Raw genomic sequence first — 14,180 nt, 5'->3', positions numbered from 1 at the left:
CTTATTGGTTAAAATATTGTAATTGAAATGTACTTTGTAAATAATTGATTAGCGCGGTTTGAGATTCCAAATCAGATTGAACAGCTTCTTTTATAAGTTGTGTAAATGTGGTATAATCAATTTCCCCTTCTTTATATGCCAATAAAGCACCCACTTTTTGTTCTTTCACAAGTGGTAACACTTCATTTTTGTAGAAAAGCCAAGATGTTTTCCATTTTTGGTAATTTTCTTTAGCTTGAATAAATTTGGATTGTACTTCTTTTTGCTTGAATTGCACATTGGCTTCCGTTATCTCCTTATCAATTTTTGCGGTTCTAATTTGCGCTTTGTTTGAACCCGATAAAAACGGAATTGAAATACCTGCTTGATAGGTGTAAAATCCCGAATTGCCATCAACTTTTTGTAAACCCCCTTGTAGGTTGAACTTTGGTAAATTATTTGCTTTTGCAGCTTTATAATTGGCTTCGGCTTCATCTACAATATTCTGTGACATATTGTACAACGGATGATTTTCAATATTGAATGCTTCCATATTTATATCCATAGCAATATCAAATTTATCAGTAACCGTATAAATTTCCTCTGAAACAAACCATAGATTTAATTGCTGTAAAGCGACTAAATAATCACTATACGCCTGCGCTTTTTTATTTTGAATTTGTAAGGCTTGATTTTTAGCTGCTGAATATTCTAATCTTGAAATGGCCTCTACTTCATAATTTAAGGCAACAGCTTTCTCGAAGTTGATATAAATAGAATCTAACTCTTTGTACAAATTATAATTCCTTTTACTCTGCAAAGTATTTGTCCAAGCCTTTTTCACTTCCAATTCTAAATCTAATTCTGAAAGCTGAAACGCTTTTTGAGCTAATTGAATGCGTTGTTCTTGCAATCGCTTTTTCGCAGAAATACCAAACACATCAATGTTGCTTTGGCCAATTCCTATGGTAGTATAAATACCATTTCCATTATTAATTTCCTCACCTCCGGTAAATATTTGAGTTGTGCCAAAATCATAGGCTGTAGCTTTTAGTTGTTCCTGTTTTGTGATTTCCAACTGCTTTTGCTTCAACAACGGATAATTGTTTTTTGAGAGTTTTACAGCCTCCTGTATTGTTATTTCAGGAAGTGTATCGCTTATCTGTTGAGCGTTACTTTGTGTCGAAAAACCAAACATTATAAGTAAAACCGCAGTTGCTGTAACTATCTTTTTATTCATTTTGAACTTAAAAGATTTGTTTTCTACCCAATGGTACAAAATTGGTAACACGAATAGAGTCAGTAATGTAGAAGTCATTAATCCACCAATAACCACGGTTGCCAATGGGCGTTGTACTTCTGCTCCAGCAGATGCCGAAATTGCCATAGGTAAAAACCCCAATACATCTGTAAATGCTGTTAGCATAATTGGTCTGATTCTTCTTTTTGTGCCTTCTACAATCCTATCTTTTAGATTGGTTACACCTTCATCTTTTAACTCGTTGAGCCCGCTAATCATCACTAATCCATTTAAAACCGCAACGCCAAACAGCACAATGAAACCGACACCTGCCGAAATACTAAAAGGCATATCACGTAACCACAATGCCACGACACCACCAATGGTTGCCATAGGAATTGCGATATAAATCATTAAGGTTTGTGGTAAGGATTTTAATGCAAAATATATTAATATAAAAATGAGCAATAATGCAATAGGAACAACAGTTTGTAAACGGTTACTGGCACGTTCCAAATTCTCAAAAGCCCCACCATAGCGAATGAAATAACCTGATGGCAATTCTAATTGTGCATCTAGTTTTTTCTTTATTTCAGTTACCAATGATTTTACATCACGACCTCTCACATTAATCCCTACATAAGTTCTTCTGTTAGTATTGTCTCTACTTATTTGCATTGGTCCTGATTTGTAGCTAACATCCGCAATTTCACGTAATGGAATTTGAGTGCGAGAAGGTAGATTGATGTAGAGGTTTTGAACATCTGAAATATCCTTTCGGTTTTGAGAACTTAAACGCACCACTAAATCGAAGCGTTTTTCACCTTCAAAAATCACGCCTGCCGTACCACCAGCAAATGCAGATTGTACAGTTTGATTTAGCGCATTTATTTGAAGTCCGTATTGCGCTAATTTATCCCTATCGTAATTAATAGTCATCTGTGGTAGTCCGGTTGTTGCCTCCGCTTTCATATCACCAATACCTTCTGTACCTGCAATAATTTTAGATATTTCTTCAGCTTTTTGAGACAACACATCAATATCTTCACCATATAGTTTAATGGCAATATCTTCTCGAACACCTTCAAGCAATTCATTAAAGCGCATTTCAATAGGTTGGGTAAACTCATAATTAACGCCCGGAACGATTTCAACCGCTTCTTTCATTTTCTCAATCAGCTCATCTTTAGTAGTAGCTGTCGTCCATTCGCTTTTTGGTTTTAGAATTACGAAAACATCCGCTAAATCCATTGGCATTGGGTCTGTTGGTATTTCTGCAACACCAATACGACTAACTATTTTTTCGACTTCTGGAAATTTAGCTTTTACAATTTGCTCTATTTTTGTCGTTGTTTCAATGGTTTCTGTTAGAGAACTACCTGGTTTTAAAATGGCGTGAAATGCAATATCTCCTTCATCGAGTTGCGGGATGAACTCGCCACCCATTCGGCTAAACATAAAAACTGTAATTCCGAATAGCACGACTGCAATACCTATAATCCATTTTCCTTTTTTCAGTGCCTTTACCAATAATGGTTGATACTTATCCTCAACCCAATGCACAAATCTATCTCCATAAGATTTTTTGTCGTTTTTTGGTGCCCTTAACACCAATGCAGACATCATTGGTACATACGTCAAACAAAGCACCATTGCACCTATCATAGCAAAAATGAAAGTTAATGCCATTGGTTTAAACATTTTCCCTTCAATACCTTGTAAAGCCAGAATTGGAAGAAAAACAATGAGAATAATAAGCTGACCGAAAAAAGCAGCATTCATCATTTTTTTTGAAGCATTTGAAGCTACTTTATCTCTTTCTTTTGCCGTAAGACTCTTCTTTTTTAATACTTGGGAAGTGATAAGAAAAACAGTGCTTTCTACTATAATTACAGCGCCATCTACAATGATTCCAAAATCGATTGCACCCAAACTCATTAGGTTTGCCCATACGTCAAATACATTCATTAGTATAAATGCAAATAATAGGGACAATGGAATGGTTGAAGCTACTATTAAACCGCCTCGCCAGTTTCCTAATAAGAAAATAAGAACGAAAATGACTATTAATGCGCCTTCAATTAGATTGGTTGCAACTGTAGAGGTTGTTTCACCGATAAGTTTACTTCGGTCTAACAGCGATTCGATAATGATTCCTTCAGGTAATGACTTTTCTATTTGAGCCATTCGCTCTTTTACATTAGCGATAACATCATTGGAATTAGCACCTTTAAGCATCATCACCAAACCACCTACAACCTCGCCTTCACCATCTTGAGTTAATGCACCATAACGAATTGCAGAACCAAATTGTACTGTAGCGATATCACCAATAGTAACAGGAATATTATTAATGTTCTTAACAGTAATTTTTTTAATATCCTCTAAACTTCGTACCAGGCCTTCACCACGAATAAAATTAGCTTGATGGTTTTTTTCGATGTAAGCACCACCTGTATTTTGATTATTAGCTTCTAGTGCATTAAACACATCAGTAATGGTCAAACCAATAGCGTTTAATTCGTTTGGGTCAACTGCTACTTCGTATTGCTTAATTTTGCCACCTATGGCATTTACTTCAACCACACCTTCAACCATAGCCATTTGACGTTGTACAATCCAATCTTGCATAGAACGCAAGTCCGCAATGGTATATTTGTCTTTAAACTCTGGTGCTACCTTTAATGTGTATTGGTAAATTTCTCCTAGACCTGTTGAAATAGGTCCCATAGTGGGTTCGCCAAAACCAGCAGGAATTTGCTCTTTGACTTCATTTAGTTTTTCTGCTACTAATTGTCGCGGAAGATACGTTCCCATATCATCGTCGAAGACAATGGTAACCACAGATAGGCCGAAACGAGAAATTGACCTAATTTCCTGTACATTGGGAAGGTTGCTCATTGCAACTTCGACAGGATAGGTTACAATTTGCTCAATATCTTCAGTGCCTAGATTTGGTGCTTGTGTAATGACCTGTACTTGGTTGTTAGTAATATCTGGAACAGCATCGATTGGTACTTGGGTCATACTCCAAATACCTGCTCCAATAATGGTGAGCGTTAGCAAACCAATTATGAATTTGTTATTGATTGAAAAATCAATGATTTTATTAATCATAGAAAATGTATTAATTCAGTTGAACTATTCGATAGACACCAATTTAATAGTTGTACATCGAAGTAATGAGAACCTGCTTGCAGATTCATAAATGGATATAATTATCCTAAAACTGAATTAAACTTGTGGCGGTTGCCAAATATTGGAATGAAAATCAAATCTATAAATAGATTGATATGAAGAAAATATTTCTGTAGAAATTTTTGAATCAATTGTAAGGTTAAAAGTACTGAAAGGCTCGTATGTAATTGACATCCCACAACAATTGCAAATACAGGTCACAGGGCAAGAATCGTCGCTATCTTCTTGGTGGTCGTGACTAGCACTTATTTCTTCTGGATTTTGGTCTTCTAGATTTTGACCATCAGAACAAGGTTTCACAGATAGAAATAGTAGAATTAATGATAATATTATTGTTGCAAATTTCACAGATACAAAGATAAAAATTATTTAATGCAATGGTTGTGCAAAATTAGAATGGTTCAAAAATTGACTACGCTATCCAAAGCATCATCAGCGTCTTTGTGTATAAAGTTTGCTTGATAATTAATGGTAGTTTTTAAATCTGTATGACGGTACAGCTTTTGAAGCATTAGAGGATGAATACTGTCAGCTGCAATATTGCCAAACGAATGACGAGCAATATGCATCGTTACCTTTTTTTGGATGCCTGCTCTTTTTGTAATTTTCTTTAGATGGTCGTTAAACTTTTTATTTGCGACTTTCTTTTTTCTATAAATATCTTTTGCATCGGTTAAATCTGCTTTTTTCATTTCTGGAAACACAAAATCATCATCACTATTTTTATAAGAAATATATTGTAATAAGATTTTTTCAACCTTGCTTGGTATTTTCAAGGATAACAACTTTGAGTTCTTACCCATTCTATAATGTAATCTGCCATCATAAATCTGGGACCACCTCGTAAACAAAACATCAGACACACGCATTCCGGCAAAATAGAAACTAAAAAGCCAAACATTCAGCGAGTGTTCTTCCATATCGGTGAGTTCAGCGACATTTTCAAGGGCTTGTATTTCTTTACCCGTAAGCCCTGTTTTGGTAGTTTCAGGAAACTTGATTTTAAATTTGCCTGTACCGAACGGATAAAGTTCTTTACTTACTACCTTATCCTTTATTGCCCGATTAAAGAGTAAACGAATCAAAACCATAACATTCATAGCAGTAGTTTCAGTAAGTGAGCAAGAACCTTTAAGGTAGATTTTAAACTTTTTGAGGAATCGCTCATCTATTTCTTGAAAAGTAAGGTGTCGTGCTTTACAATATTTCTCAATATAACTGAGCCAAGCAGAATCGGTAGAATGACGATTGATTTTATTTTCTGCTACAAGAGCTTCAAGATGTTCGTCTGCAAAATCAAAGAAAGTGAGTTTAGAAGTTGGTTTATAAATTTCTTTTTTAATTTGACGAACCGTTGCATCCTTATTATTGGTCTGTAAAACTATTAAACCTTTTCTAGCTTCTGAAAGTTTAGAAGTCAAAAGATTGTTTAAACTTTCTGCATTAGGATGCGATTTCTTTACTTTAAGATTTTTTGTATCCCAGTCTTCTAGTTCAATATAATGCCCGATATGTTTATATGTTGAACGACGGTCTTTAGTTATCCTAATAGCAAGCGGATATAGGCCTTTCGAATTAGGCTTTTTACGAAGAATAATTTTTGCACTTGTTGACATTGTAAACCTGTTTTGAGTCCGAAAGTCAAATCAGGTACAACATTTGATATGAAAACCGCCCTAAAGTTACTAATTTATTAGGTAATCTGGGTACAACATAGGTACAACAAATATTGAAATCAACTGATATTAAATGACTTTAAATAAAATGATTGAAAACATAAATCATTGAAAATGAGATTATTTATGTTTTATTGGTGCAATATATACCAGACTTAGGATCTAGTGCCGCAAGGTGTGAGAGTTCGAGTCTCTCCGCCTGTACAAAAAAAGCCTTTCAGTTTACTGAAAGGTTTTTTTATTTATTTAATTGAAAGTAAATGGTAAAAAAAATAAATAGATTAGAAATTAGAAACCCTCTAGCAACAATTACTAGAGGGAATTCAATTTACTAACTCAAATAATATTTATGGTCTTAGATTTACTTCAGATATTGAGAAATTGTCCATATAGAATTTTAATCTTTTATTTGTTCCAACATTATAACCTCTAATATATAAGTCTACATTAGAGTCACTTGGCCCTGTAATAAATGTGTTTGTATAAACCCATTCACCAATAGGGAAATCTTCTGTAAAAGTTGTTACAAGAGCTTCAAAACTCCAGTCGCTAGGGTATATTCTAATATCAGATTCAAAAACAGAATCATTTAAAGGGTAAGGGCTACTAGCAAAATCTTCAGTAACATAAATCCAAAGTCCAAATTCATAAGCTTGTCCTGCTTTAATAGGGACAGTAACTGGTGTTCCTGCAAGATTATTGTGTCCAATAATCATACCTCCATTTTCATGATATTCAATATAGGCACTTTTAGATCCGTCTTGAGCATTTGAAGATACAATATCTAAATCATACATTCCCCATTCTCCGCCCCACCAAAGGTAAGGCCATTCAGTAGCTGTCGTGTTTTCAAAACTATAGTCAAACTCTGTGTCTTGTAAAATATTATATGTTTCAAATTCTAAACGAACGTCAGTAAATGCAGTTGCCTCAACAGCGTCCGTAGTCATTAAAATACCTGGAGTGTAACTTACAGTAACAATATCATCATTATAAACCCTATTATTATTTAATTCAATTAAAACTATATTTCCTTCATCTGGGTCTATACTTACTTTTGATATTGAAGATGTAATTATATTTCCATCATTTTCTATGGTTACGTTAAAGTTGTTTTTGTCTAAACTAAATGCATCCATTTCTCTACTAAAAACCAAAGCAATTTTCCCATCTTTTTCAGTTACTTGTTCTAAATCTACTGGGTCGGTAGATGGTATAACTTTAATTAAATCTTTGAAATAAATAGTGTCGATCCCTTCTGGTCTTTCTCTTGAAGCTATAAATTTCACATCGTAAACCCCTAATTTTTTGTATTTAACGTCAATTGAATTTTCTTCGCCTGTAACTGTTTCAGGATCTCCGCCTTCTAAAGTCCAATCAAAATTTTCAGGGCCACCAATTGTAGATTGAGAAAATCTAATTGATTTACTAGCTGTCACTACATTTTCAGCCATATTAGCTAAATTTAATTCGGCTCCAGTTGATCCATCTTCATTAATATAGTTAGCTGTAATTAAAGCTTTTAGAGAATCTAATACTGTAACTACGATGGTGGTATCTAATGATTTTCCTTTTATAGTTTCACCAACATACGCATCACCTTTAAACTCTTGGTGTAAATAAACATCATATGTTCCAGCTTGGTTAAAAATAGTTTTAACTGTTACTTCGTTAGATGTTAAATCGTTTTCTGAATCAATAATGTCTACAACATTTTCTGGAAATCTCCATTCTCTAGAAACTACACCTTGTGATACATCTGAAAATGAAATTTTTCCATTTACTTGGATAGTGTTTTCAAAATCCATTTCAGAAGTGTAAATTACTTGATGATTGGTTTCTATTAATTTTACATCATTATCTTCTTCACAAGAACTAAATGTTAATGAAAAAAGAATAAATAGTATATATATATTAAATGTTTTAATTTTCATAATTCGCTATTTAGTTATTTAATTGATCATTTGCTTGAACCTCGCCAGCAGGAATTGGAAAATAATTGTGCTGATTTGGTGTGTAAACATCAGAACAAATTACAAAGTCTGGTCTAATTCGTTCTTTAATAAATAGTGGTGCAACTCCAGTTCCATCGTTACCAATAGCTGCATTCTTTTTAACATTTAGATCATCAATATGGTCGAATCTCCAAACTTCATCTGCACGTAGTTCATCAAAAACTTCTTGTACAATTCCCCAACGTACTAAATCTTTCCATCTGTGTCCTTCAAAACAAAGTTCTAATGGTCTTTCAACTCTTCTTATGTGAGTCATAACTGTTTCTGAATTTGGGGCAACCATAGGTCTTTCTCCGTGAATTTCTTGACTAATATGTAATTGTGGAAACATTCCAGAATTAGCATCCATGTATTTTTGAAGTGTTACTACACCGGCTCTTTTTCTTACTTTATCAATGTATTCGATTGCGGTAGTGTAGTCTCCGTTAGTTTCAATAACTGCTTCAGCATACATTAAATAAACGTCTGCCAATCTAATATGTCTAAAGTTTATACCTGATCTGAACTCTGTATCTTCTGCATCTAGATGATACCAATTGCTATATTTTTTTGTGTAGGCACTTTGTCCGTAGGCCCAACCAGACATGTCTTCTATTGTTTTATTGTAGTATAAACCTTCATAATTTACAGGAGCAATACTAGCGTTTAATCTTTTAGAATGGGTGTTTCCATTATTTATTGGGTTCGTAGAATCTACTTCGTCAGCTAAAAACATTTCATGTAAATAGTAAGTTGGCATAATTCCGTTGTAACCTCCACCTTCTAAATGATGACCAATTTCTCTTGCCATTGTTGAGGCTTCGGCACCAGTTTCATTAGGATTGTCGTCAATTATATTTCCATTAACCCCTGGGTTTAAAGTTGATGAGTATACTACTTCAAAAATAGATTCAGAATTAAACTCATTAACATCGGTGAAGTTATCCATGATATTTTCGGTTAAGCTGTAGATTTCTGAATCTATTACTTGTTTGAATAAGCTGGCAGCAGTAGAAAAGTCTTTACCATATAAATAAACTTTACCTAACATACTGGTTGCAGCTCCCCAAGTAATACGTCCAATATCATCTCCCTCCCAAGTTGTTGGCAAATTAGCTTGAGCAAATTCTAAATCTGGAATAATTATGGAGTTAGTAACTTCTTCAATTGTTGAAAAAGGTTTAGATAGATCTTCAGAGTTTCTAGCAACTTCTGTATGAATCACAGCTCCTCCATAAGAGTGTGCCAATTGAAAGTAAAAAAATGCTCTTAAAAATCTAGCTTGTGCTTCAATTTGTGCTTTATTATTTCCTGTGAAGTTAGATTCATCTGCTTGTTGGATATATTGAATTATCTGGTTTGCTCTAAAAATTCCAACATATAATTCATTCCATTTTTCAGTAACCGCAGCTGTTGCATCTGTATAGGTAAGGTTTCTAAATGTATATCCTCCGTTCCAAGTTTCACAGCCTCCGATGTCAGACATGTTCATTTCTTTTATTAAACCACCAGCACTAATGTTTTTAAATTGTAATGCTCCATATACTGTAGTTAAAGCTGTGTTAAACTGACTTTCTGTATTCCAAAATGTATCTTCTGTAATTGCATTTGGATTTACTTGTTCTAAAAAACTATCTTCATTACAACTAACAAAAAATATAGTTATAAGAAATAGTAACTTGATGTTATTTTTCATAATTTTCATAATATTAAATTAGTTAGTAATTAAAAACTTAGTTGAACTCCAAGCATAAATTGACGAGTTACAGGGTAGTTACCTCTATCAACTCCACGTGTAAATATTCCATCTCCACCAACTTCTGGGTCATATCCAGAGTAGTTTGTGAATGTAAAAGGGTTTACACCTGTTAAATAGATTCTTGTCTTTTCAATTCCTGTTTTTTCAACTAGATTTGGAATAGAGTAGCCAAGGCTTAAGTTTCTAATTCTAAAATAGGTTCCATCCTCAAGAAAATAATCTGATCTCGCTCTTACATTATTATGTAGAGAGTTTAATCTATCTGTCGGTATATCTGAATCTGGATTTTGTGGTGACCACATATAATATTGGTCTGCATGCCTACCTCTTGAATATGCGTGTAGTTTTGCTCCATTATAAATTTCAGCTCCATAAGAATAATATCCTTGAACAAAAAAATCAAAGTTTTTATATTCTAAATTTACGCTAATACCAGCTTCAAATTCTGCTTGTCCCGAACCTGCGTATACTCTATCGTTATCGTCAATTTTACCATTACCATCTTGATCTACGTACATCATATCTCCCTTTTGTGCACTACCGTCTATTTGTTGGTAAGCAGCTAATTGTTCGTCGGTTTTAATAACTCCATCGTGTTGAACTAAGAAAAATGCACCAGCTTCGTAACCTTTAGCTAAGAATGTAGTGTAATCTGTATTTTCGCCATTTGTAAGAATTGGACGAGCATTTGCATATCCTCGTTCAATACCATTTAAATCTGTTACTTCGTTTTCATTTTTAGTAAATGTAGAAGCTATTGAATATTTTAATCCTGAGTTAGTTTCATCATTGTAACTTAAAGCTAATTCAATACCTTTATTAACCATGTTTCCTGCATTAACAGTTTTTATATCATAAACACCTGTTGCTCTTGGTTGATAAGTACCAGTTGAAGGAGGAAGTCTTTCTTGAAGGAGCATATCTTCTTTGTCGTTTTGATATAAATCTGCAGTAAAGTTTAGTTTATAATCAAGCATAGTAATATCTATACCGATATTTTTAGAAATGGTTGTTTCCCATTTAATGTTTGGATCAACATATCTTCTTTGAATAGCTCCATAGTTTAAGTTTTCATTTGGTCCATATGGGTAGTTAATTCCTGATTCAATTACAGGAGAAAATGAATAAGAAGGAATATCTTGATTTCCTACCTCAGCCCAACTAGCTCTTAGTTTTACACTATTTAATTTTTCCCAGTTTAAATTTTCGAAAAACTTTTCTTCATGAAGGTTCCAACCAACAGAAAATCCTTTAAAATTACCGTATCTATTTTCTTCTGAAAATTTAGAAGATCCATCTCTTCTAATACTTGCAGATAGTAAATACCTATCATTATAATTATATTGAGCTCTAAATAATTTACCTGAAAGTGTTCTTTCTTCTTCAATACCATTTGGAGTAATACCTTCACTACCACCACTAATAACTTCTAAAGAATTTCCTGTTTCTTTACTGTAAATAACACCAGTACCAAGTGTTTCGCTATTATATTTTTCATAAGATAAAACTCCTAATAAACCTATTTTGTGTTTTCCAAATTCTTTATTATAGTTTAAAATATTCTCTATAGATTCTTTGGTGCTCCAGAAATAATCTTTGTTTAATGAAGCTTTTTCGTTTGACGCTCCTGCATTGTATGAACCGTCTTGGTTGTATACTAAATATTGTTTAGTGAAAAAGTTTCTTTCAGAATCCCAAGAATTTCTACCTAAGCTTAATTTGTAATTAAGTCCTTCAAGAATCTCATAAGATAAGTTAACAGCAATGTTAGAGCTTTTAATTGTTCTTTCGTCTGTATTTCCTAATTGTTTAGATAAGTAACCGTATTGCACAGCATTTCTAACTGGAATTTGAACTCCATTATCTCCGTATGCTTCTAAATCAGCCAATGGTGGTTGCCAAGGGGTTTGAGTAATTGCATATTCATATAAAGCCCAAGGTTCTTGTTCTCTATTTTCTTCTGTAAAGCCTAAAGTTGCGTAAGCTTTAAATTTACCTTTTGTAAACTCACCTGTAATTCTATTTGTAAAACGGTTAAAACCTGAATTAATTAAGACTCCATCTTGTTTAAAGTATCCTGTATTAAAATTTAAAGTAAGGTTTTCAACACCACCAGATATTGAAAGGTTGTAATTTTGAATTGGAGCATTGTTATTTTGTACATCTCCAACAAAGTCTGAGTCATAATCTAAAGCATCTTGGTTAAAAAAGAAAATTAAAGGATCTCTTCCAAGTGCTTCTAATAATACTTCTTCAGTATACATTTGTTGTTCAACATTCATAAGTGGAGTACCAGAAGTAATATTTTGGATACCAGTATATGCACTAAAGTCTATTTGCATTTTTCCTTTTGAACCTTTTTTAGTAGTAATTAATATTACTCCATTTGATGCTCTTGTTCCATAAATTGAAGCAGCAGCACCATCTTTTAGAATGTCAATAGATTTTACTTGTTCAGGTGCAATATTTGGATTGCCTTCAAAAGGAATTCCATCTACAACATATAGTGGTCCTAAAGATCCAGAACTCACAGAGCCTAACCCTCTAATTTGAACATTGGCAGCTTCCCCAGGTCTACCGCTTGCTGCTTGGATATTTACACCTGCTACTCGACCTTGAAGAGAAGTTGCTAAATCTGATGTTGCAGTTTTAGTTATTACATCATCACCAATATTTACAACAGCCCCTGTAACTTCTTTTTTTCTTTGTGTACCATATCCAACCACTACCACTTCATCTAAGGTTGCTACACTTTCCTCTAAAGTGATATTTATGGTAGTGTTGTTACCCACAGTAACTTCTTGGTCAACAAAACCGATGAATCTAAAAATTAAAATATCAGTGGGGTTAGCATCAATTTCATATTCACCATCAAAATCGGTAGTAGTTCCGATTGATGTTCCTTTAATTATCACACTAGCACCTGGTAAAGGTTCTCCAGTTCCTGTAACTGTACCTTTCACAGTGATTTTTTGTGCGTGAATAATGCTGAAACTAAAAAGTAACAGCAATGTTACTAAGTAGTTTTTGGCTTTTGTTTGAGCCAATAATTTGTATTTCATATTTAAGTAGTTTATGTTAAGCCTTACAAATTTGGTTATTTGTTTAGTGAAAAGCTAGATAAGTAACTAGACCAAAACTCGACAAAAGGAAAAATAAGTGTTAAAATTCTAGATTAACACTATACTTTTGTGTTTTTTTTATTTTTAAAATGCTGTTGTTTAAATTGTTGTATTTTTTAGTTTTAAAATTGATTGTTTTTTACTGCCAAAAAGGTATAAATATTAATTATCAAAAACATAATTTAAATACAAATAAGTAAGAATACTTTAATTTTTAACCTTGTTATTTTTTATATTATCAATACAGATTTTGATTAATATTTTATGTATAATACGATTATAAGTTGCCTTTAATTTGTGATTATATTCAGTTCATATGTAAATTCTGATATATTTAAATAGGAATAAATGTGGCTGTTGAGTTTATGTCGAGTTGATACGATTTGGTATTGTTTTACAAATATTCATAGAAATCAAACTGAAAATGAATAGGAGTAGAATGATTTTACTGCAGATTTAAAATTTATTTTTCAATGGATTTGATGTTCAATTTGAAAAGGTGAAAGGGTATTTTTGGAAATTAAACTTTTTACCAAATTTGGTTATGTAGATTCTTATGAAATAGATTCTAGAGCATGAATTGTTAAGAATAATTTTGCTAACAATACAAGTTTTCTTTCTTATGAACAATAGATAAAATTTAGTGATAGAGGTTAATTACATTCATTTTTTGTAGGACAGAGAAGTGAGCCAAGGTTGGATATTTACAAATGCTAGAGCTACTATAGATATAATGGTAGGTCTATTGAAGAGTTTTATGGAGGAAATGGATAAAAATTTGCAGCTTTTATTAAAGTTATTGGTGAACCAGCTTATCAAAGTTTATGACTCAAATGGTCGTTAAGTGTATAACATGTTTATAATCAAACAAGTTTTGTTCACAAATTTCTTCTTTTGGCAAAAGGGCGATGTATTTTGTTTAATTGAATAAAAGGCTTTTTGTTCAATAATTTAACGTAAAGCCTGATTATAGTTATAATGAATTTTTAATATTGTAATTAATACGAGTACCTTCAGAGGGCATTGCTTCAAATGCAGTGAGTTTAATGTTAAATTTTTCAAAATACGCTTTGGAAGCCTCTTTTACAAAAGATGCTACGGCATCTCGGTGTATAATATTAATGGTACAACCACCAAAACCACCTCCCATCATTCTAGCTCCAATAACTTCGTCATATTTTTTAGAAAAATCGACTAAAAAGTCTAATTCAG

General features: G+C 32.9%; 6 protein-coding genes and 1 pseudogene. All 7 read right to left on the bottom strand.

The annotated features are described in order from the left end of the window. Nucleotide 1 precedes the first annotated feature (1 nt). On the bottom strand, nt 2–4,336 hold the full coding sequence (locus EGM88_RS07590) for a CusA/CzcA family heavy metal efflux RND transporter (RefSeq protein WP_123897382.1): 4,335 nt from the start codon (nt 4,334–4,336) through the stop codon (nt 2–4). Nucleotides 4,337–4,453: 117 nt separating this feature from the next. Continuing rightward, complete coding sequence (locus tag EGM88_RS07585) at nt 4,454–4,765, bottom strand: DUF6660 family protein (protein WP_118504975.1); 312 nt, start codon at nt 4,763–4,765, stop codon at nt 4,454–4,456. 53 nt (nt 4,766–4,818) lie between these two features. Then, entirely contained in the window at nt 4,819–6,033 is a 1,215-nt protein-coding gene (locus EGM88_RS07580; RefSeq protein WP_123897381.1) for a site-specific integrase, read from the bottom strand. A 407-nt stretch (nt 6,034–6,440) separates the two neighbouring features. After that, complete coding sequence (locus EGM88_RS07575; protein WP_123897380.1) at nt 6,441–8,027, bottom strand: hypothetical protein; 1,587 nt, start codon at nt 8,025–8,027, stop codon at nt 6,441–6,443. A 10-nt stretch (nt 8,028–8,037) separates the two neighbouring features. Further along, complete coding sequence (locus EGM88_RS07570; RefSeq protein WP_238988407.1) at nt 8,038–9,783, bottom strand: RagB/SusD family nutrient uptake outer membrane protein; 1,746 nt, start codon at nt 9,781–9,783, stop codon at nt 8,038–8,040. A 29-nt stretch (nt 9,784–9,812) separates the two neighbouring features. Beyond that, nucleotides 9,813–12,908: a SusC/RagA family TonB-linked outer membrane protein gene (locus EGM88_RS07565; protein ID WP_123897378.1), complete on the bottom strand. Its 3,096-nt coding sequence runs from the start codon at nt 12,906–12,908 to the stop codon at nt 9,813–9,815. A gap of 1,033 nt (nt 12,909–13,941) precedes the next feature. Next, nucleotides 13,942–14,180, bottom strand: a pseudogene (locus tag EGM88_RS07560) (galactokinase); the annotation flags it as partial.

Source organism: Aureibaculum marinum (assembly GCF_003813905.1).
GTDB classification, from domain to species: domain Bacteria; phylum Bacteroidota; class Bacteroidia; order Flavobacteriales; family Flavobacteriaceae; genus Aureibaculum; species Aureibaculum marinum.
This window is presented reverse-complemented; position numbering and strand designations above follow the sequence as displayed.